Raw genomic sequence first — 20163 nt, forward strand, 5'->3', positions numbered from 1 at the left:
GTATCGATAGGACGGCCGTACGAAGGGAAGCCAGAGTGACTGAGGCGGAGCTGGGACCGGCCGCACGCGAGGAAACCTGGCGGCGGCTGGCCGAGGAGAAGTTCGACATCGTGGTGGTCGGCGGCGGCGTGGTCGGGGCCGGTACGGCGCTCGACGCGGCGACGCGTGGTCTGCGGGTGGCGCTGGTGGAGGCGCGCGACCTGGCTTCGGGCACCTCGAGCCGGTCGAGCAAGCTGTTCCACGGCGGGCTGCGGTACCTCGAACAGCTCGAGTTCGGCCTGGTCCGGGAGGCACTGCACGAGCGCGAGCTGATGCTGACGACGCTCGCGCCGCACCTGGTGAAGCCGGTGAGCTTCCTGTATCCGCTGTCGCACCGCGTGTGGGAGCGGCCCTATACCGCGGCCGGGCTCTTCCTGTACGACACGATGGGCGGCGCGCGTTCCGTGCCCGGGCAGAAGCACCTCACCCGTGCGGGTGCCCTGCGAATGGTGCCGGCACTCAAACCGAACGCGCTCATCGGCGGAATCCGTTACTACGACGCGCAATCCGACGACGCGCGGCACACCATGACGGTGGCCCGCACCGCGGCCCACTACGGCGCGGTGGTGCGGAATTCCACCCAGGTGGTCGAATTCCTCCGGGAGGCCGACCGGGTGTCGGGCGTGCGGGTGCGGGATGTCGAGGACGGCCGGGAGACAGAGGTCCAGGCCAATGTGGTGATCAACTGCACCGGGGTGTGGACCGACGAACTGCAGCGCCTGTCCGGCAGCCGCGGCCGGTTCCGGGTGCGGGCCAGCAAGGGTGTGCACATCGTCGTGCCGCGGGACCGGATCGTGTCTGAGTCCGGGCTGATCCTGCGGACCGAGAAGTCGGTGCTGTTCGTGATTCCGTGGCGCAATCACTGGATCGTGGGTACGACCGACACCGACTGGAATCTCGACCTGGCGCACCCGGCCGCGACGAAGAACGACATCGACTACATCCTCGACCACGTCAACTCGGTGCTCGCGACACCACTCACACACGATGACATCGAAGGCGTGTACGCGGGCTTGCGGCCGTTGCTGGCGGGGGAGAGCGAGGAAACGTCGAAGCTGTCGCGCGAGCACGCGGTGGCGCGGGTGGCGCCCGGCCTGGTCGCGATCGCGGGCGGCAAGTACACGACGTACCGCGTGATGGCCGCGGACGCGGTGGACGCCGCGACGGTCGACCTGCCGGGCCGGCCACAGTCGTCGATCACCGACAAGGTGCCGCTGATCGGTGCCGACGGGTACCACGCGCTGGTCAACCAGGCCGACCACCTGGCGGCGCAGCACGGCTTGCATCCCTACCGGGTGCGGCACCTGCTCGACCGCTACGGCTCGCTGGTGCACGAGGTGCTCGCGAGTGCGGACGGGAAGCCGGAGTTGCTGCGGCCGCTGGAGAGCGCGCCGGACTACCTCGCGGTGGAAGTGGTTTACGCGGCGAGCCACGAGGGTGCGCTGCACCTGGAGGACGTGCTGGCGCGGCGGACCCGGATCTCCATCGAGTACCCCCACCGCGGGGTGGACTGCGCCGCGCAGGTCGCGATGCTGATGGGGCAGGTGCTGGGCTGGTCGGACGCGACGATCGAGCGCGAGGTCGAGGTCTACACGGCGCGCGTCGAGGCGGAGCGTGACTCGCAGACCCAGCCGAACGACGAGGCCGCGGACGCGAGGCGGTCCTCGGCCCCCGAGGCGAGGGCGCGGCTCACCGAGCCGGTGGGGTAGCCCAGCGTCGGACTCGGCGTCGCGGGCGTCGGACTCGCCGTCTTGAGCGTCCGACTCGGCGTCGTCAGTGTCCGACTCGCGGTTCTGGGCGTCGGGCTCGGCGTCGCGGGTGTCGAATTGGCTGTTCCGAACGTCCGACTCGGCGTCTTGAGTGTCGGACTCGGCGTCGTGGGTGTCGGACTCGCGGGGGTCAGCTTGGGGCGGGGGAGCCGGCGGCGCTCGGGACCGTTTCCGGGGCGCGTTCGTGCAGCACGATCGTGTCCCCGGCCAGGAGGGCCTTCACCGTGACGCGGTTGCCGATCGGGTGCGACATGGGCGCGATCAGCAGCACCCGCTGCGGTCCGTCGGGATGCGGCTGGACCGTGCGCGCCATCTCCTCGTACTCGTCGCTGTAGGACACGAGCCGGCCGTCGTCGGTCGGGAACAGGGTCTCCACAGCGCGCGGCATGACGATGTCCCCCTCGCCCGCCTTCGTCCCGCGCCCTTCGACGAGCAGCGGGCAGTCCGGGTCGGACGACAGCACGTGGTCCGCCTCGATCGTGTCCGCATCGCAGGACAGACCATCGCGGTGCAGCACGCGCGCCCCGCGAAGCTGTGCCGCGATTTGCAGAAGAATTGTTTCCGGCATGTTTCCACCGGTAACCGTGACCGTTTCCCCCGGTGTGACGCCCTCGTTTTTCAGCGTCGTATGCAACCGCCGTAATGTGTCAAAGGTCTCCTGGTAACTCATCGACCGGCTGCGATGGGCGAAGGCGATCTTGTCGCCGCCCTCGCACAGCACGTCGAGGATACGAGTCAGGAACAGACTGGAGCCGCCCACGTTTCCCCCGTTCGGCGCTGAAGCAAGGTTACGAATCCAGATCATCACAAGATCAGACAACGCGAAAGGAATTGTGTCACCCGGCACAAGAGGAAATCAGTTCGAAATCCGATTGTTCAGGTCTGTACCCAAGTTACCAGCTGCTCGCCCGGTTGGTTGGGATCGTCCCCGAGGCCGACGTGCGTGAAGCCGCAGCGTTTGGCGACCGCCGCCGACGCGGAGTTGTCCGGATGGTGCCGGTACAGCACTTCACGCAGTTCGAGCGCGCCGAATCCGAAGCGCACCGCCGCGTTGACGGCCGCGACGCTGATCCCGCGGCCGCGCGCCGACGGGTGCACCCACAGCGCGACCTCGGCGCTGCCATCGGTCAGATCCAGCTCCTTGAGCCCGATCTCGCCGAGCAGCGCGCCCGTCGTCGGCTCGGCGATCGCCCACGAGCAGCGCTCCTCGCGCCGCCATTCGGCCGTCCGCTGCTTCACGTACTGGCCGGCTTCGGCGAGGTTCCGCACGTTGTAGTTGACGATGTAGCGGGAGTGCTCCTCGTCGGCGAACGCTTCGACCAGCGCGGGCCGGTCGTCGAGGCGGTCGTCGGCACGCAGCTGGCGCAGGTAGTACCCGCCCGCGTTGATCTCCACCGGTTCCATGGGGCTAGCGGGACCTCGTTCCGTAGACGAACGCGACCACGACGGGGATGAGGAACACCAGCCACAACCCGCGGGCCACCGTGAAGAACAGCAGCAGGGCGACGATCGCGGCGATCGGCACCGCGCTGGCGCCGAACCGCCGAACGGGTGGCGCGGGCCGAGGGGGCCGAGGGGACACCTGAGGCGCCTTCAGCACGCTGGGATGGGGCTCCGGCAGATCCTCGAACAGCGGCGCCAGATCCGCTCGTGTCCTGGCCGCGGTGACCTTGGCCGACCGGGTGCCGTACTCGTCGAGGTCCAGTCGCCCGGTGCGGACATGCTCGGACAACGCCTCGATCGCTTCGTCGCGCTCAGCGTCGCTGAGCCGCATGTCCGCCACAGACCGATCCTACGACCGTCGGCGGTCGCGATACTCGCGGCGGCGCTCACGTTCGCGATGCCGATCCTTATCCCAGTCCTTGCCCCACAGGCCCTGGCCGATCGCGCCGAACACGAACGGCACCGCGATGAACCACCAGATGTGCGTGGTGATGCCCAGGATGACGGCGCCGACGAACAGCAGCGGGAGCACTCCGGCGGCGAGCCGCTGGCCGAGCGGCCGGTCCATGTAGGAGACCTGGCCGGGCGGCTTCGGGACCGGGGCGGGGGCCTGTTTCGGCGGCTCCCCGAACACCGGATGCGGCGCGGGCAGGTCGGTGAACAGGCCGGCGAGTTCGCCGCGGGTCTTGGCGGCGGCGACCTGGGCCGACCGGTCGCCGTACTCGTCCAGCGTGATCCGGCCGGCGCTCATGTGGTCGCCGAGTGCCTTCATCGCGATTTCCCGGTCGGCGTCACCGATCCGCATTTCGGGTTGGGGTACCTCCACACCACAGATGGTATGCCCCGTCCGGGCGGTTCAGTCCTTGATTTCGAGAAGCGCCGCACCCTGCGTGACCGCGGAACCGACTTCGACGGACAAACCGGTGACCGTCCCGGCCTTGTGCGCGGTGACCGGGTTCTCCATCTTCATCGCCTCCAGCACGACGACCAGTTCACCGGCCTCGACCTGCTGGCCTTCCTCGACGGCGACCTTGACGATGGTGCCCTGCATGGGCGCGGTCACCGCGTCGCCGCTGACCGCGGCCTTCGTGCCGCCGGCCCGCTTGCGGGGTGCCGCCTTCGCCGCCTTCCGCGCGCCACCGCCGCCGAGCGCCAGGTCGCCGGGCAGCGACACCTCGAGCCGCCGGCCGCCGACCTCGACCACCACCGTCTGCCGCGGGTCGGCATCCTCCTCGGCGTCGGCGCCGCCGGTGAACGGCTCGATCTGGTTGTCGAACTCCGTCTCGATCCAGCGGGTGTGCACGCTGAACGACTCGCCGTCACCGATGAACGCCGGGTCGTGCACGATCGCGCGGTGGAACGGCAGCACGGTCGCCATGCCGTCGGCGACCATCTCGTCCAGCGCGCGACGGCTGCGCTCCAGCGCGTTCTCGCGGTCGGATCCGGTGACGATCAGCTTGGCCAGCATCGAGTCGAACTGCCCGCCGATGACGCTGCCGGTCTGCACGCCGGAGTCGACCCGCACGCCGGGGCCCTCGGGGAACACCAGCTTCGTCACGGTGCCGGGCGCGGGCAGGAAGTTGCGGCCGGCGTCCTCACCGTTGATGCGGAACTCGATCGAGTGGCCGCGCGGCTGCGGGTCCTCGGTGAAGCGGAGCTTCTCGCCACGGGCGACCCGGAACATCTCGCGGACCAGGTCGATCCCCGTGGTCTCCTCCGACACCGGGTGCTCGACCTGCAGCCGGGTGTTGACCTCCAGGAACGAGATCGTGCCGTCGGTGCCCACCAGGTACTCGACGGTGCCGGCGCCGGAGTAGCCGGCTCCCGCGCAGATCGCCTTGGCGGAGCTGTGGATCGTGGCGCGCTGCTCGTCGGTGAGGAACGGCGCGGGCGCCTCCTCGACGAGCTTCTGGTGCCGCCGCTGCAACGAGCAGTCGCGGGTGCCGACGACGATCACGTTGCCGTGCTGGTCGGCGAGTACCTGCGCCTCGACGTGCCGCGGCTTGTCCAGGTAGCGCTCGACGAAGCATTCGCCGCGGCCGAAGGCGGACACGGCCTCGCGGGTGGCGGATTCGAACAGTTCGGGGATCTCTTCGATCGTGCGGGCCACCTTCAGCCCGCGGCCGCCACCACCGAACGCGGCTTTGATCGCGATGGGCAGGCCGTACTCGTTCGCGAAGGCGATGATTTCGTCGGCGTTCGCCACGGGTTCTTTGGTGCCGGGCACCAGCGGCGCGCCGGCCTTCATCGCGATGTGCCGCGCGGTGACCTTGTCGCCGAGATCGCGGATCGCCTGCGGGCTCGGCCCGATCCAGGTCAGGCCCGCGTCCATGACCGCCTGCGCGAAGTCGGCGTTCTCCGACAGGAAGCCGTAGCCGGGGTGCACCGAGTCCGCGCCCGACCGCTTCGCGACGTCGATCAGTTTGTCGATGACGAGGTAGCTCTCCGCCGCGGTGGTGCCGCCGAGCGCGAACGCCTCGTCGGCGAGCCGCACGTGCGGGGCGTCGCGGTCCGGGTCGGCGTACACGGCGACGCTGGTCAAGCCCGCGTCCTTGGCCGCTCTGATCACCCGGACCGCGATCTCGCCCCGATTGGCGATCAGGATCTTGGTGACCGGTCCGCCGGTGGCCTGCTCGGGCACGCGCTACCTCCGATGAGTCTCCGTCCGCACCCCGGCGCGGGTTCGCTACCAGCGCGTCCGTGGGCTTCTCCCGAAGTTTACGAGGCGGGTGTCCCCGTGCGGTGAGAGGCGGCTCACGCTTACCCTGACGGGCGGGGGAAGGAGTGGTAGGTGGCAGTACCTCGGTCGGTGGTGGTGACGGCGGTCGTCGCCGCGCTGGTCACCGTGGGTGCGCTGGCCGGCGTCGCTTCGCTGCGCAGCCGTGACCAGGGGCCGCGGCTGGAGGCCGCCGCGCCGGTGGCCGCCCCGCAGAGCGCCGTGGCCGAGTGCGGCGACGGGTTGTGCCGGACACTGGTCACGCAGGCCGTCAACGGCGCCCAGGTGGCGCTGCTCGCGGACGAACAGGGTGGCAACGGCCGGTTCCAGGTCGGCGGCCAGCTGGTCCAGACCAGTATCACCGAGCTGGGCGCGCGAGTCGACGGGAACTCGCTTTCCTGTGTCGCGGCGTCGGTTTCGGCCTGCCTGGTGAGCGCGCCGCTGAACGGCGGGCGGATCGGCGAGGTGCTCGTCGAGCGCGACGGCGACTGGAACCCTGTCGACAAGCCGTATTTCGCCGCCGCGGGCGTCATCGCGCTGAACAACGTGACGGGCACGGACGCGCCGGAGGTGACCGTCGTCGAGTCCTCCCCGGTGCTGGCGCGGGTCTACGCCCTCGACGGGACGCTGACCGGCTGCACGAAGAAGTACTCCTCTTTTTCGCAGATCCGCGGCTGGCCGAACGTCCGACTCATCGCGTCGGACCTGCGGACCTGCTCCTAGGCCGCCCAGAGGTCGATCACGGAGACGCCGACTTCGGCGAGCAGGCGCCGGGTCAGCGGCAGGCTGATGCCGATCACGCTCGACGGGTCGCCGTCGATCCCCTCGACGAACCAGCCGCCGAACCCGTCGAGGGTGAACGCGCCCGCGACATTGAGCGGCTCGCCGGTCGCGATGTAAGCCTCGATCTCGTCCGGCGACATGCCGGCGAAGCGAACGTGGGTCGTGTGGCTGCCGGTCGCCCGCCTGGTCGGCTCACCGTTTTCCAGCCGCAGCACGGCGTGCCCGGTGAGCAGGTCGCCGGTCCGGCCGGCCTGCTGGAGCCAGCGCTTGCGGGCCACCTCGGGTGTGCCCGGCTTGCCGAGCATCTCGCCGTCGATCGACAGCATCGAGTCGCAGCCGACGATCACTGCGTCCGCGTGCGTGCCCGCCACCGTCGCCAGCACCGCCTCGGCCTTCGCGGCCGCGAGCGCGGTGACCAGTTCGCCGGGCGTGGGATCGGTCAGCGTCGCGGCCACGGCGTCCTCGTCGACGCCGGAGACCACGACACTGGGTTCGATCCCCGCCGCGCGAAGGACGCCGAGACGGGCAGGGGACTGGGAAGCGAGAACGAAACGCACGCCCGGAGACTAGCCGCCGGCGCTTCAGGCCCTCGCGGGCTCCGGGTTCGCGGGCACCGGATCCTGGCGGGTGACCCGCTTCATCGCGATCGCGGCGACGGCACCGAGGAGCAGCACCGCGACCGGCAGGATCAGCGCTTCACGCGCCGCGTCGGTCAGCGCGGCGGGCACGTTGCCATGGTTGGCGGCCATTCCCGCGGTGATCCGGGCCTGCAGCAGCACACCGATCGCCGCGCTGCCGAACACACCGCCGACCTGCCGGGACGTGTTGAAGATGCCGGACGCGGCACCCGCGAGCGAGCGGTCGACGGAACTCATCGTCACGTTGCTCATCGGTGCGAAGATGCACCCCGTGCCGAGCCCGGCCAGCAGCAGCGCGGGAGTCAGCGCCCACGGGTTCATCCCGGGCTCCGCCTGGAGCGCGATCACGCCGATGCCCGCGGCGAGCGCGACGAACCCCAGCATCACCAGGTACTTGGCGTTGACCTTGTCCGAGAGACGGCCGACGAACGGCGCCACGATGCCCGAGAGCAGCGACATCGGCGCGGTCAGCAGACCGGCCCGGGTCGGGGACAGGCCCAGCACCTCCTGCACGAACAGCACGATCGGGATGAACATGCCGGTGATCGAGAAACCGATCGCGACCGCGGTGACGGTCCCGGCGGAGAAGTTGCGGCTGTTGAAGACCCGCAACGGGAGCAGCGGCTCGCGCGTGTTGAACCGTTGCCACACAACGAAAGCCACCAGCAGTAGCACGCCGGCGCCGATGATCTCGAAGATGTTCACCGGGCCGAAGACGTTGCCCCAGTTGTATTGCTGGCCGTTCTGGATACCGAACACGAGACAGAACAGGCCGGCGGCCGACAACACGATGCCCAGGATGTCGAAGGAATGCGACTGCTTCGGTTGCCAGTCCGGCACGAGAATCGTGGTGAGCACGATCGCGATCACGCCGATCGGCACGTTCACGAAGAAGATCCACTCCCAGCCGAGCCCGTCGACCAGGATGCCGCCCAGCAGCGGGCCGGCGATCGTGGCGAGACCCGCGACGCCGCCCCACATGCCCATCGCCGGGCCGCGCTTGGCCGGTGGGAACAGGTGCGTGATGAACGCCAGCGTCTGCGGGGTCAGCAGCGCGGCGCCGATGCCCTGCACCGCGCGGGCGGTGATCAGCATTTCGACGTTGCCGGACAGGCCGCACCACAGCGACGCCAGGGTGAACACGGCGAGCCCGGCGAGGAACACGCGTTTCGGGCCGAAGCGGTCACCGAGGCGGCTGGTGAACAGCATCGGCACGGCGTAGGTCAGCAGGTACACGCTGAGCACCCAGACCACGGAGTTCAACGAGGTGTTCAGGTCGCGGACCATGGCGGGAATCGCGATGGTCACGATGGTGGTGTCCAGTAGGATCATGAAGAAACCCAGGCACAGCGCGGAAAGCGCGGCCCACGGGTTAGGCTGTCTGGTCATTCTCGACTTCCTCCACAATGGACAGATGAGTGAGGTGGTCCGGCTTCGCCGCGTTGCCGGGCCAGGGGAGCCGGCCGGATTCGAGATCGGCGACGAGCTGCTCGGTCCAGGCGAGTTCGGACTTGCGCTGGTCGTGGATGAACGCGTAGTCGATCCACCACATCCGGGGCAGGTCCCGCTCCAGAACCTGGCTGATGATGACCTCGTCCGAGGCGATGCGGGCCTTGAGGGCGGTCACGCGCATCTTGAGCTGGTCGACCGCGTCGTCCTTGTCCAGCTCGCTGGCGGCGGAGAGCGCGACCGGGTACTGCGGGTATTCCTGCGCCGGTGTCGCGATCATGTCGCGCGTCTGGTTGGCGAAGGTGTCCCGGCCCTTGCCGGTCATCGCGTAGACGGTGCGTTCCGGGCGGCGCCCGTGCCGCTGAGTGTCGACGACCTCGATGAAGCCTTGGGCCTCGAGGCGCTCGACGGTGTGGTACAGCGAGCCGGGCCGCAGCTTGACCCGGTAGTCGACGCGGCGGTGCCGCATGACCTGGGTCATCTCATAGGGGTGCATCGGCTTCTCGTGCAGCAACTCGAGGATCGCCATCGCGAGAGGCGTGAGCATCTGCTTCGCCGCGGCCACAGTTGGTTAGCCCCTTTCGAAGAATCCCTCCCGTATATTCCACGTGGACTATACGGGAGGGACTGAGGCCCTGTCGAGCTTGGCCTCACGCACCCCCGCCCCCGGCCGCGAGTCCGACGCCTGCGTCGGCGAGTCGGACGTTCGCGTCGGCGAGTCGGACGTCTGGCGCGGCACGAGTGTCGAACTCACCGTCGCGAGTGTCGAGTTCGGCGTCCTGAGTGTCGGACTCGCGGTCTTGGGGGTCGGACTCGCCGGTACGTGCCGGTCGCGCCTGGTGTGTTTGCCGGTCACGCGGGTGAGTTGGCGCCTCGCGCGGGTGAGTTGGCCGCGTGCGGCGCCAACTCACCGACGTGGGCGGCCAACACGCCCGCGTGGCGGGCCAACACGCCCGCGTGGCGGGCAAACACGCCGGTCAGGCGGCGCGGTGGAGGAGGCGGGCCGTTAGCGCGGGAAGGCTGAGGCGCGCCAGGAGCCCGCGCCCGGGTGCAACGGTTGCCGCAGGGAGCGGGCCCGGTCGGCCCAGCGCGATCGGGGCTCGTCGGAAGCGGGCGGGGCCGGTGCGAGAGAGGCCGCCGCCACGACCGCTGTCAGGGCCGCCAGTTCGTCATCGTCCGGGTTGCCCCGCACGATTCGCAGCACCGGCCGCTGCTCGCCGCTCACAGGGGGATGTTCCCGTGCTTCTTGGGCGGCAGCGTTTCGCGCTTTTCGCGCAGCACCGCGAGTGCGCGCACGATGTGGCCGCGGGTGTGGGCGGGCGCGATGACCGAGTCGACGTACCCGCGCTCGGCCGCTTCGTACGGGTTGAGCAGCGCGTCCTCGTACTCCTGGATCAACTCCGCCCGCACCGCATCCACATCGCGACCCTCATCGGCCGCCTTCGCGAGTGTCTTGCGGTACACGATGTTCGCCGCGCCCTGGGCGCCCATGACCGCCACCTGCGCGGTCGGCCACGCGAGGTTCAGGTCCGCGCCGAGGTGCTTGGAACCCATCACGTCGTACGCGCCGCCGAACGCCTTGCGCGTGATGACCGTGACGAGCGGGACCGTGGCCTCGGCGTAGGCGTAGATCAGCTTGGCGCCGCGGCGGATGATCCCGTTCCACTCCTGGTCGGTGCCCGGCAGGAACCCCGGCACATCGACGAACGTCAGCACCGGCACGTTGAACGCGTCGCAGGTGCGCACGAACCGGGCGGCCTTCTCGGACGCGTCGATGTCGAGGCAGCCGGCGAACTGGGTGGGCTGGTTCGCCACGACCCCGACCGCGTGCCCGTCGACCCGGCCGAACCCGACCAGCACGTTGGGCGCGAACAGCTCGTGCACCTCGAGGAACTCCCCGTCGTCCAGGACGCGGGTGAGCACCTCGTGCATGTCGTACGGCTGGTTCGGTGAGTCGGGGATCAGCGTGTCCAGCTCCCGGTCGGCGTCGGTGACACCGTCCGCAATGGACTCACCGGCCGCTTCGGACGAGCCGTAGACCGGCGGGTCGGACAGGTTGTTCGAGGGCAGGAACGACAGCAGTTCCTTCACGTACGCGATCGCGTCTTCCTCGTCCGAGCCGAGGTAGTGCGCGTTGCCCGACTTCGTGTTGTGCGTGCGCGCGCCGCCGAGCTCCTCGAACGTGACCTCCTCACCGGTCACCGTCTTAACCACGTCCGGACCGGTGATGAACATGTGCGAGGTCTGGTCCACCATCACCACGAAGTCCGTCAGCGCGGGGGAGTAGACGTGCCCGCCCGCGTTGGCGCCCATGATCAGCGAGATCTGCGGGATCACGCCCGAAGCGTGGGTGTTGCGGCGGAAGATCTCGCCGTACAGGCCGAGCGACACCACGCCTTCCTGGATGCGCGCGCCGCCGCCCTCGTTGATGCCGATGATCGGGCGGCCGGTCTTGATCGCCAGGTCCATCACCTTGACGATCTTCTCGCCGTACACCTCACCGAGTGAACCGCCGAACACGGTCACGTCCTGGCTGAACACGCACACCGAACGGCCGTCGATGGTGCCGTAGCCGGTCACCACGCCGTCGCCGTAGGGCCGGTTCTTCTCCTGCCCGAAGTTCGTCGACCGGTGCCGCGCGAGCTCGTCCAGCTCCACGAACGAACCCGGGTCCAGCAGCAGGTCGATCCGTTCGCGGGCGGTCTTCTTGCCCCTCGCGTGCTGGCGTTCCACCGCGCGGGCCGAACCGGCGTGCACCGCTTCCTCGTACCGCAGGTAGAGGTCGGCGAGCTTGCCGGGCGTGGTGTGGATGTCGGGCTCGTCCGGCGGTGGCGTCCCGATCGGCTCCGTCGCGCTGCTGCTCATACGTCCGGAGCTTAACTACGACGCAAGGGGCGCGTGTGTGGCGTGAACCTCACCGCTGGGCGAGCGCCGACGCGAACAGCTCCTTCAACCGGGCCGGCCACGCGGCCAGTTCCGTGTCCGCCCGCTCGGCCGGCACGACGTGGGTCAGCTCCACGCGGGTGCCGAAGTCCGGATCGGCGAACAGTTTCCAGCGGACGCCTTCGATCGGTTCCAGCGATTTCCGCACGATGGGCTGGGCTTCCTCGACCGGCTTCCACACCAGGTCGAGGGCGAAGTGCAGCTCGGCCCTGTCGGCGATGTCGACGCGGGTTCCTTCGGCGAGGCCGAAGACGTCGAGGTAGTGCTCCATCGCGGGGAGCCACTCGGTGAACGGCTCCGCCTCGCGCCCTTCGAGTCGCGCGTCCAGCGCGCCGAGGCAGTGGTCCCAGCCCGCCGCGTTGCGACCAGCCGCGAGGCGACCGAGCTCGCCACCGCCGAGCGTCTGCGAGAAGTAGAGGACACAGCCGTCACCGTCCGGCACGAGTTCGAACCGCAGCACGTCCTTGTTCCACCTGAACGCGTACACCTTCGGCGGGTCGAGTTCGAGGATCTCGCCGCCGCGGTCACCGTCGATCGGGGCCGCGTCCGGGAAGGTGAAGGTCATCGGCGCGCCGATCTTCAGCTCGGTCTCGACGGCGGCCGGGAACCAGTGCGTCATCTCTGCCGGGTCGGTGATCGCCCGCCACACCTTCTCGACGGGATGCTTGAACCGCCGCTCGAACCGCAGCACCGTGCTCTCGTCGAGGGTCTCCATCTTCGCGTCCATCTACTCGTCTCCTTGCTGGTCCAGGTGTCGTTCGAGGGCGTCGAAGCTGGCTTCCCACATCCGCCGGTACGGGGCGAGCCAGGAATCCAGCTCGACCAGCGGCTGCACCCGCAGCCGGTACCAGCGGCGTTGCGCGTCCTGTCGCACCTCGACCAGGCCCGCCTCACGCAGGACCTTCAGGTGTTTCGACACGGCGGGCTGGGTCAGCGAAAGCCGCTCGACCAGGTCGCCCACCGGGCGCTCCCGCACGCGCAGCAGGTCGAGGATCTCGCGGCGCCGGGGTTCGGCCAGCACCTCGAACGTTGATGCCATGACGGTAATATAACTACTGAGGCATGTTCGCTGTCAAGAACCGGCCCGGCGTGAGGCCGTAGTAGCGCTTGAACCAGCGCGTCAGGTGACTCTGGTCGGCGAAGCCCGCGCTCGCCGCCGCTTCGGCGGGCGTGTGGCCGTCGACGAGCAACCGCCGCGCGGCGCGCAGACGGAGCTGGCGCTGGTAGTCGCTCGGCGCAAGTCCATAGGCAGCAACAAAAGCGCGGTGCAACGCGAAACGGCTGCAGCCCGCGGCCTCGGCGAGATCGTCCGCGCGAAGGTCTTCGGCGCAGGCGGCGTCGAGCAAATCCCGTGCCCGCTTGACTTCCACGGGCAGGTACCGGGTGCGCGCGGGACGGGTCGAGCCGCGGCGGACCAGTGCGCGGACGGCCGCGTGCACGGCTTCGTCCTGTGCCAGCCGACTTTCCCCGAGTGTCCCGTGTAGATGGTGGAGGGTGTCGGCGAGCACGGTGTCGTCGAGTACCGGCTCGGCGAACAACGGCAGACCTGTCGGCCGATCTGCCGTGTCCCGCAACACATCCGCGATCAGCTGGGGTCCGATGTGGACCATTCGGTAGGTGAAGCCCGCCGGTAGCGCGGCCTGGCCGTCGTGCGGATCGTCCGGGTTGAACGCCATCACCATCCCGGCCGCGCTCGTGCGTGCCGCACCCCGGCAGGTGAACGCCTGCGCGCCGGACTCGGTCACGCCGAACGAGTAGGTCTCGTGGCTGTGCCGGTGATACACGTGCCGCTCGAAATGGGCGTGCATCGCCTCCAGCGGCCGGTCGCCCGCCCGCCAGTAGCTCGCCCAGTCGGTCACCCGCCCATTGTCCCGCACGAGCGTTCAAGACGGCCGGGTCTCAGCGGGACGACGATGCCGGCATGAACACGAAGATCGCCGTGGTGGTGCGGGAAGACCTCGCTCAATGGCAGCGGCTCAACGTGACGGCGTTCCTGGTCAGCGGGGTCGCCGCGCGGTTCCCGGAAACGGTCGGCGCCGAGTACGGGGACGCGTCGGGGCAGCGATACCTGCCGATGTTCGGGCAGCCGGTGCTCGTGTACCAGGCCGATGCCGGCGCGGTGAAAATCGCACACCAGAAGGCCATCGAGCGGGAGCTGGCCGTCGCGGTCTACACCGAAGAACTGTTCGCCACCAGCAATGATGTCGACAACCGAGCCGCTGTGCGCGCTGTGCCGACCGAAAAGCTTGCGCTCGTCGGCATCGCGATTTACGGCGGGCGGAATGCGGTCGACAAGGCACTCAAGGGGCTTTCGTTGCATCCTTGAAACCGCGGAGGAGGAGTTCCAGCCCCTCGCGGAATTCCTCCTCCGCCCGGATCCCGCGGGCGGCCTTCGCCGTTTCCGCCAGCACCGGGAAATGCTTCTGCTCGCTCAAAACCGTCGTGCCCGCGCCGTCGAGCGGGCTGTAGTAGCCGGTCTGCAGGGCGCCGAGCACGTAGCTCAGGTACGCGCGGAACGCGATCGCCCGGTTCTTGCCGGTGAATCCCGCTTCGCCGAGTACGCCGAGCACGATCTCGCCCCATTGCCGCGAGACGATGGAGTTCTGCCGGTGGATCAACAGCAGCGGCACGACGGCCGGATGCGCGCCGACGGCCTGGCGGACCCGTTCGCCGAGGATATGCAGCCGCGTGAACGGGTCACCCGCCGGTAGTTCGAGTTCGGTGTAGCTGAGCACGCTGTCGACGACGAGTTGTTCGAGTTCGCCACGGTCGTTGACGTAGCGGTAGAGCGACATCGTGCCCATGCCGAGTTCCTTCGCGACCGCGCGCATCGACAGGCCGTCGAGCCCGTCGCGGTCGAGGACCGTAAGGGCTGCGGCGGCCAGCTGGGTCGGGTTGAGCGAGCGAGGTCGTGGCATGGCGCTTGACAGCGTACAGGGTACGCGTAACGTCGTAAGCGTACAGCGCACGCCTACGAGGGAGTCAGCATGCGAGAGTTCGAGACCGTCACCGGCGGGCAGATCACCGTCCCCGACCCGGATTGCCTGGTACATCTCCAGTTCCGCCGCTTCGCCGGATGCCCGGTGTGCAACCTTCACCTGCAGTCGGTGCGGCGGCGGCACGACGAGATCGTCCGGGCCGGGATCCGTGAGGTCGTCTTCTTCCACTCGCCGGTCGACGAGCTGCGCGAACACGTGACCGAGCTGCCGTTCGCGGTGGTCGCGGATCCGGACAAGCGGGTTTATGTCGAGTACGGCGTGGAATCCGCGCCGCGTGCGCTGCTCGACCCGCGAGCGTGGGGCCCGATCGCGCGCGCGATCTTCCTCGGGCTCGTGCGCCGGGCGCCGCTGCCTTCGCGCAGCCCGGTGGGCGGCCGGCTCGGTTTGCCCGCGGACTTCCTGATCGCCCCGGACGGTGCGGTCGTCGCGAGCAAGCACGGCGAGCACGCGTACGACCAGTGGTCCGTCGACGAAGTTCTCGCGTACGCCGATGAGTTCCGGGCCGCGCGCGAGTCCAACCGGAAAAGGACCGACGAATCGAGGAGCAGAGGATGAGCCTGCCGCAGGTCGTTTCCCGGGAAGACTGGCTGGTCGCACGCAAGGAACTGCTCGCACGGGAAAAGGCCGCGACGCGGGCGCGCGACGAGCTCAACGCCGCGCGGCGCGGCCTGCCGATGGTCGAGATCGAGAAGGAATACGTGTTCGAGGGCCCGTACGGGCAGGTCAGCCTGCTGGACCTGTTCGAGGGGCGCCGGCAGCTGATCGTGCAACATTTCATGTTCGGCCCGGATTGGGATTCCGGCTGCCCGGGTTGCACGGCGGGGAGTGACGAGATCTCGGCCGGCCTGCTCGCGCATCTCGGCGCGCGGGACACCACGCTCGCCGCGATCGCTCGTGCGCCCTGGGAAAAGGTCTCGGCTTACCGGGCGGAGCGCGGCTGGCAGTTCCCGTTCTATTCTTCGTACGGCAGCGATTTCAACTACGATTTCCATGTCACGCTGGACGATTCGGTGCTGCCGGTCGAGTACAACTACCGCACCGCGGCCGAACACCGGGCGGCGGGCACGGCCGGTTATGTCGACGGTGACCAGCCCCTCGAACGCCCCGGTCACAGCTGTTTCCTGCGGCTCGGTGACGACGTCTTCCACACGTATTCGACGTACGGCAGGGGAGACGAATCACTCGGCGGTTCGTACTATTTCCTCGACCTCACGGCGCTCGGTCGTCAGGAGGACTGGGAGGAACCAAAGGGCCGCGCGGAAAGCGTCAGAGCGGCGATTCCCGATTTCGCGGAGTGACGTTTCCCAAGGCCGTTATCGGCTGCGGGCCTTTACGTGCATTCGCTCTCCCTGGGGGCCGAACAGGCTCAGGAACTCCGCCGGGCGGGAGTCGGCGTTGCCGAACCAGTGCGGCACATGCGTATCGAACTCCACGACCTCGCCCGCGCGCAGGACGACGTCGTGTTCCCCGAGTACGACGCGCAGTTTGCCGTTCAACACGTACAGCCACTCGTATCCCTCGTGCGTCCGCAGGTCCGGCTCGGTGCGGCTGCCGCCGGGCAGGATGTGCTTGAACGCCTGCAGCCCGCCCGGGTTCCGGCTCAGCGGCACGATCGTCATCCCGCCCCGCACCATCGGCCGCAGGTGCACCCGCGGATCCCCGGTCGGCGGCGCGCCGACCAGCTCATCGAGCGGCACCCGGTGCGCCCGCGCGAGCGGCAGCAACAGTTCCAGGCTCGGCTTGCGGCTGCCCGACTCCAGCCGCGAAAGGGTGCTGACCGAGATCCCCGTCGCCTCGGACAGTTCCGCCAGCGTCGCCCCGTTCTGCTTGCGCAGCGCCCGCAGCCGGGGGCCGACGGCGGTGAGCACCTGATCGAGTTCGGTCATCCTGCTATTGCAGGTTCGGCAAGTCGTTTTGTCAAACGACGCGGTGTGGCCTACGAGACACCCGGCGCGGGAAGGGATTCCCGGCGGGCGGATGTTGTGCGAATTGGACGCCGGGAAAGGCCCCGGCCGTCCGAGCCGCCCAGGCCGCTGGTGGACCTGCCCGACTCGCATACGAGATGGTGATGCCGCCATTCGTGGCGGCGTGGAGGTTTTCGGCAATGTCTGTCAACGCGCGTTACGGAATCAACGTACTCGGTATTCTCGCCGGTGCTTTCGTCGCGATCGCAGCCGTGGCATTCACGGCCCCGGTCGCCGGCTGGCTCGGGTTCGGTGTCTTCACCGGGCTGACCGTCATCGGCGCACTCGGTGCGGTGTTCGCCAAGCGGGTGTCCGCGCGGATCGGGCACGGCGTACTCGGCCTGGTGGGCCTGTGGTCGCTGATCGCGGCACTGGTCTTCACCACCCCGGCGCTCGTGTTCGCCGACGCGCTCGCCGTGGTCCTGGTCGCGCTGGTGGACCTGACCGTGCACGAGCTGTCGACCGAGCGGGTCGTGCACCAGCTGGAGGTCCGGACCACCGAGCCCGTCGCGAAGGCTGTTGCCTGACGCTGTCCCCGGAAACGCCCGGCGCCGTCGACGCGCCGGGCGTTCTCATACCCCGGTCGTCGAGCCAGGACGCACGATCATCAGCACCACCACGACGGCCCACGTCAGCGCGAACAGCCCGGTCACCATCGCGAGGTTCGGACCACTGACCTCCGCGTCGTGTTCCAGCGCCGCGAGTACCCGCCGCTGGCCCGGCACGATCACCACGGCGAGCAGGACGGCCGCGATCGCGGTGAGCGCCATGGAAATCAGCAGCCACGTCTCGGTCAGCACATGCATCTGCGCGGCGAGCCCGATCCCGAAGATCGGCACCGCGAGACCGGCGACCGCATAGCCGCTGCTGATCCGGTGCAGCACCCGCAGCACACCGATTTCCTTGGTCCGCGCGTGCCGCGGGAACAGGCTCGCGGCGACGGTCACCGGTCCGATCAGCACGATCGAGGCCAGCACGTGAATGCTCAACATGACCTTGTTCATGGTCCACCTCCTGGTTTCAACCAGACTGTATCTGATGGTTTGAGCCTGCCTGAAACCGGACGGTCTGCGAAGATGCGAGATGTGACCCAGCCGCCCGCCGCCAGTCCCGCGATGCTGCTCGTCCTGCTCGGCCGGCGGCTGCGCACGCGGATGGACGATGCGTTGCGGGAGCAGGGGTTGTCGCTGCGGCATCTTTCGGCGCTGGGACATCTGGCCGGGCTGCCCGGCCTGTCCTACAGCGAACTCGCTCGCCGGGCCGGGATCACGGTGCAGAGCATGCAGTCGACGCTCGCGCAGCTGGAAGCGCTGGACGCGATCGAGCGCCGCAGCGAACCCGGTCGCGGTCGGACGGCTGAACTGCACGTGACGCCCGCTGGTGAGGCGCTGCTCGCCAAGGGGCGCGACATCGTGCGTGCTGCCGATGAGGCTTTGCTTTCGGCCTTGGGGGAGGACGAGGGTGCTTTGACGATGATGTTGTTACGTGGACTGAGGGCTGTCGACTAGAAACCCGCAGTGTCTTATATTGGGTACCGTGAGTTTCTTAACTGACGGGAGACGGCATGCGCGCCAAGGGCATCACGTACGACACCGGGTTCATCAATCTCGGCACGAACACCCGTGACCGGTTCGATCCCGAGGTGGTCGAGCACGAGATGCGGGTGATCCGCGACGAGCTGCGCTGCACGGCGGTCCGGGTCACCGGCGGCGATCCGGACCGCTTGGAGCTCGCCGCGAAGCACGCCGCCCGCCTGGGGCTCGAAGTGTGGTTCTCGCCGTTCACCTGCGACCTGACCCAGGACGAGATGCTCGACCTGCTCGCCGACTGCGCGGATCGCGCCGAGCGCCTGCGCCGCGAAGGCGCCGAGGTCGTGCTCGTCACCGGCGCCGAGCTGAGCCTGTTCAACGTCGGCTTCCTGCCGGGCGAGACGTGTATGGACCGCATCGACGCCCTGCTGAAGCCCAACCCGGACCTGCCGCGCCTGCTGGCCGGGCTGCCCGCGCAGGTCAACGAGTTCCTCGGCAAGGCCGCGGCGCTCGTGCGGGAGCGGTTCGGCGGGCGGATCACCTACGCCTCGATCCCGCTGGAACGCGTCGACTGGGCACCGTTCGACTTCGTCGCGGTGGACGCCTACCGGTCCGCCGACGTCGCCGGCCAGTACCGTCACGGGATCAGAACCCTGGTGGCGCAAGGAAAACCGGTCGCGATCACCGAGTTCGGCTGCGCGACCTACCGGGGTGCGGCGGACCAGGGCGCCCGCGGCGGCATGATACTCACCGACGAGGGCAAACGTCTCGACGGCGAGTACCTCCGCGACGAACACGAGCAGGCGACCTACCTGCGCGAACTCCTGGACATCTTCGTGGACGAGGGCGTCGACTCGGCGTTCGCCAACACCTTCGCGTCCTACCATCTCCCGCATCGCGCCGAGCCGCGGGAGGACCTGGACCTGGCGAGCTACGGCGTGGTGAAGGTGCTCGAAGACGGTACGTGGCAACGGAAAGCGGCGTTCGGGGCGCTAGCGGGCGAGTAGCTCCCGCAGTGCCTTGATCACCTCGGCCGGCGACTCCTCCGCCATGAAGTGGCCCGACGTGACGGTGCGATGGTCCAGGTCCGGCGCCCACGCGCGCCAGATCGCGGCGGCCTCGTAACCCAGGGCCGCGCCCCAGTCCTGCTGCAGCACGGTCACCGGCATCCGCAACTGGGTGCCGGTCTGCCGGTCGGCCGTGTCGTGCGCGACGTCGATACCGGCCGAAGCCCGGTAGTCGGCGACGATCGAGGCGACCGCATTCCTCGACGCCGCAAGGTAAGCGGCGCGCACGTCGGCGGGAAATGGGCGCTTGCCCCAGCTGTCGAGGAAGTGCTCGAAGAACGCGTCCGCGCTCGCGCTGATCATCGTCTCGGGCAAGCTCGGCGGCTGCGCCATCAGGTACAGGTGGAATGCGACGGCCGCGTTCGCCCCGTGCAGGACGTCCCACATGTCCAGTGTCGGCAACACATCCAGCGACGCGAGATGCGTGACGGCGTCTGGATGGTCGAGGCCCGCGCGGATCGCGACGAGCGCGCCGCGGTCGTGCCCAGCGAGGGCGAACCGCTCGTGCCCGAACGCACGGGCGACCGCGACGACGTCCGCGGCCATGGTGCGCTTCGCGTAGGTCTCCCCAGTGTCGGCGGGCTTGTCGCTGTCGCCGTAGCCGCGCAGGTCGGGGCAGATTACGGTGTGGTCGCCCGCGAGGTCGGCGGCCACATGCCGCCACATCAGGTGGGTCTGCGGGAAACCGTGCAGCAGCACGATCGGGCTGCCCGAACCGCCCACGGCGACGGTGAGGGCGACACCGTCGGCGACCGGAACCCGCTGGTAGTCGAAACCGGGAATCTTCATGGCGCCGACCCTGCCCGGGCTCGATCAGCAACCGG

At 69.1% G+C, this 20163-nt stretch carries 25 protein-coding genes; 8 read left to right on the forward strand and 17 right to left on the reverse strand.

Annotated features, from left to right (window positions below):
• Positions 1-35 precede the first annotated feature (35 nt).
• Positions 36-1748, forward strand: coding sequence for a glycerol-3-phosphate dehydrogenase (gene glpD / locus LOZ83_RS33045; protein WP_236795691.1), 1713 nt, complete (start codon positions 36-38; stop codon positions 1746-1748).
• A gap of 190 nt (positions 1749-1938) precedes the next feature.
• Here glpD and LOZ83_RS33050 read toward each other — a convergent pair whose 3' ends face one another.
• The 5 genes from LOZ83_RS33050 to LOZ83_RS33070 all read right to left on the reverse strand — a co-directional run bounded on the left by LOZ83_RS33050 (position 1939) and on the right by LOZ83_RS33070 (position 5892).
• On the reverse strand, positions 1939-2613 hold the full coding sequence (locus tag LOZ83_RS33050; protein ID WP_236795692.1) for a hypothetical protein: 675 nt from the start codon (positions 2611-2613) through the stop codon (positions 1939-1941).
• A 71-nt stretch (positions 2614-2684) separates the two neighbouring features.
• Positions 2685-3212: a GNAT family N-acetyltransferase gene (locus LOZ83_RS33055; RefSeq protein ID WP_236795693.1), complete on the reverse strand. Its 528-nt coding sequence runs from the start codon at positions 3210-3212 to the stop codon at positions 2685-2687.
• 4 nt (positions 3213-3216) lie between these two features.
• Positions 3217-3582, reverse strand: a complete 366-nt coding sequence (locus tag LOZ83_RS33060; RefSeq protein ID WP_236795986.1) for a DUF1707 domain-containing protein — start codon at positions 3580-3582, stop codon at positions 3217-3219.
• A gap of 18 nt (positions 3583-3600) precedes the next feature.
• On the reverse strand, positions 3601-4077 hold the full coding sequence (locus LOZ83_RS33065; RefSeq protein WP_236795694.1) for a DUF1707 domain-containing protein: 477 nt from the start codon (positions 4075-4077) through the stop codon (positions 3601-3603).
• A 30-nt stretch (positions 4078-4107) separates the two neighbouring features.
• Entirely contained in the window at positions 4108-5892 is a 1785-nt protein-coding gene (locus LOZ83_RS33070; protein WP_236795695.1) for an acetyl/propionyl/methylcrotonyl-CoA carboxylase subunit alpha, read from the reverse strand.
• Positions 5893-6042: 150 nt separating this feature from the next.
• Here LOZ83_RS33070 and LOZ83_RS33075 point away from each other — a divergent pair, with 150 nt between their 5' ends.
• The gene (locus LOZ83_RS33075; protein WP_236795696.1) at positions 6043-6690 is read left to right on the forward strand and encodes a hypothetical protein; all 648 of its coding nucleotides are present in this window, start codon (positions 6043-6045) and stop codon (positions 6688-6690) included.
• Here the strand turns inward: LOZ83_RS33075 and LOZ83_RS33080 are convergent.
• The 8 genes from LOZ83_RS33080 to LOZ83_RS33115 all read right to left on the reverse strand — a co-directional run bounded on the left by LOZ83_RS33080 (position 6687) and on the right by LOZ83_RS33115 (position 13639).
• On the reverse strand, positions 6687-7307 hold the full coding sequence (locus LOZ83_RS33080) for a nucleoside triphosphate pyrophosphatase (protein WP_236795697.1): 621 nt from the start codon (positions 7305-7307) through the stop codon (positions 6687-6689). The genes LOZ83_RS33075 and LOZ83_RS33080 overlap by 4 nt on opposite strands.
• A 24-nt stretch (positions 7308-7331) precedes the next feature.
• Positions 7332-8777: a DHA2 family efflux MFS transporter permease subunit gene (locus LOZ83_RS33085; protein WP_236795698.1), complete on the reverse strand. Its 1446-nt coding sequence runs from the start codon at positions 8775-8777 to the stop codon at positions 7332-7334.
• Positions 8761-9402, reverse strand: a complete 642-nt coding sequence (locus tag LOZ83_RS33090) for a PadR family transcriptional regulator (protein ID WP_236795699.1) — start codon at positions 9400-9402, stop codon at positions 8761-8763. Before LOZ83_RS33090 ends, LOZ83_RS33085 begins: the two co-directional genes overlap by 17 nt.
• Positions 9403-9843: 441 nt before the next feature.
• Positions 9844-10062 (reverse strand): acyl-CoA carboxylase subunit epsilon, encoded by a 219-nt coding sequence (locus LOZ83_RS33095; RefSeq protein WP_236795700.1) that lies wholly within the window; start codon positions 10060-10062, stop codon positions 9844-9846.
• Positions 10059-11702, reverse strand: a complete 1644-nt coding sequence (locus tag LOZ83_RS33100) for an acyl-CoA carboxylase subunit beta (protein ID WP_236795701.1) — start codon at positions 11700-11702, stop codon at positions 10059-10061. The genes LOZ83_RS33095 and LOZ83_RS33100 overlap by 4 nt, the downstream gene beginning before the upstream one ends.
• Before the next feature lie 49 nt (positions 11703-11751).
• Entirely contained in the window at positions 11752-12507 is a 756-nt protein-coding gene (locus tag LOZ83_RS33105; protein ID WP_236795702.1) for an SRPBCC family protein, read from the reverse strand.
• Complete coding sequence (locus LOZ83_RS33110) at positions 12508-12819, reverse strand: helix-turn-helix transcriptional regulator (RefSeq protein WP_236795703.1); 312 nt, start codon at positions 12817-12819, stop codon at positions 12508-12510.
• 13 nt (positions 12820-12832) lie between these two features.
• Entirely contained in the window at positions 12833-13639 is an 807-nt protein-coding gene (locus tag LOZ83_RS33115) for an AraC family transcriptional regulator (RefSeq protein ID WP_236795704.1), read from the reverse strand.
• A 62-nt stretch (positions 13640-13701) separates the two neighbouring features.
• On the opposite strand from LOZ83_RS33115, the gene LOZ83_RS33120 reads away from it, so the two are divergent.
• A complete protein-coding gene (locus LOZ83_RS33120) occupies positions 13702-14106 on the forward strand; it encodes a DUF2000 domain-containing protein (protein ID WP_236795705.1) in 405 nt (134 codons plus the stop codon).
• Here LOZ83_RS33120 and LOZ83_RS33125 read toward each other — a convergent pair.
• Positions 14081-14698: a TetR/AcrR family transcriptional regulator gene (locus LOZ83_RS33125; RefSeq protein ID WP_236795706.1), complete on the reverse strand. Its 618-nt coding sequence runs from the start codon at positions 14696-14698 to the stop codon at positions 14081-14083. The genes LOZ83_RS33120 and LOZ83_RS33125 overlap by 26 nt on opposite strands.
• A 69-nt stretch (positions 14699-14767) precedes the next feature.
• On the opposite strand from LOZ83_RS33125, the gene LOZ83_RS33130 reads away from it, so the two are divergent.
• Positions 14768-15334, forward strand: coding sequence for a peroxiredoxin-like family protein (locus LOZ83_RS33130; protein ID WP_236795707.1), 567 nt, complete (start codon positions 14768-14770; stop codon positions 15332-15334).
• Positions 15331-16077, forward strand: coding sequence for a DUF899 domain-containing protein (locus LOZ83_RS33135; RefSeq protein WP_236795708.1), 747 nt, complete (start codon positions 15331-15333; stop codon positions 16075-16077). Before LOZ83_RS33130 ends, LOZ83_RS33135 begins: the two co-directional genes overlap by 4 nt.
• 15 nt (positions 16078-16092) lie before the next feature.
• Here the strand turns inward: LOZ83_RS33135 and LOZ83_RS33140 are convergent, their stop codons facing one another.
• A complete protein-coding gene (locus LOZ83_RS33140) occupies positions 16093-16665 on the reverse strand; it encodes a helix-turn-helix domain-containing protein (RefSeq protein ID WP_236795709.1) in 573 nt (190 codons plus the stop codon).
• Between the two features lie 218 nt (positions 16666-16883).
• Between LOZ83_RS33140 and LOZ83_RS33145 the strand changes: the two genes are divergently transcribed.
• A complete protein-coding gene (locus LOZ83_RS33145; protein ID WP_236795710.1) occupies positions 16884-17270 on the forward strand; it encodes a hypothetical protein in 387 nt (128 codons plus the stop codon).
• A gap of 45 nt (positions 17271-17315) precedes the next feature.
• On the opposite strand, the gene LOZ83_RS33150 is transcribed toward LOZ83_RS33145, so the two are convergent.
• A complete protein-coding gene (locus LOZ83_RS33150; protein WP_236795711.1) occupies positions 17316-17747 on the reverse strand; it encodes a DUF2269 domain-containing protein in 432 nt (143 codons plus the stop codon).
• A gap of 81 nt (positions 17748-17828) precedes the next feature.
• Here LOZ83_RS33150 and LOZ83_RS33155 point away from each other — a divergent pair, with 81 nt between their 5' ends.
• Positions 17829-18251: a MarR family winged helix-turn-helix transcriptional regulator gene (locus tag LOZ83_RS33155; protein ID WP_236795712.1), complete on the forward strand. Its 423-nt coding sequence runs from the start codon at positions 17829-17831 to the stop codon at positions 18249-18251.
• Positions 18252-18307: 56 nt separating this feature from the next.
• On the forward strand, positions 18308-19279 hold the full coding sequence (locus LOZ83_RS33160; RefSeq protein ID WP_236795713.1) for a hypothetical protein: 972 nt from the start codon (positions 18308-18310) through the stop codon (positions 19277-19279).
• On the opposite strand, the gene LOZ83_RS33165 is transcribed toward LOZ83_RS33160, so the two are convergent.
• Positions 19265-20128, reverse strand: coding sequence for an alpha/beta fold hydrolase (locus LOZ83_RS33165; RefSeq protein WP_236795714.1), 864 nt, complete (start codon positions 20126-20128; stop codon positions 19265-19267). The two genes, LOZ83_RS33160 and LOZ83_RS33165, sit on opposite strands and share 15 nt — an antisense overlap.
• Positions 20129-20163 lie beyond the last annotated feature (35 nt).

Origin of the sequence: Amycolatopsis sp. GM8, from assembly GCF_021653975.1 — a bacterium.
Lineage (GTDB): Bacteria > Actinomycetota > Actinomycetes > Mycobacteriales > Pseudonocardiaceae > Amycolatopsis_E.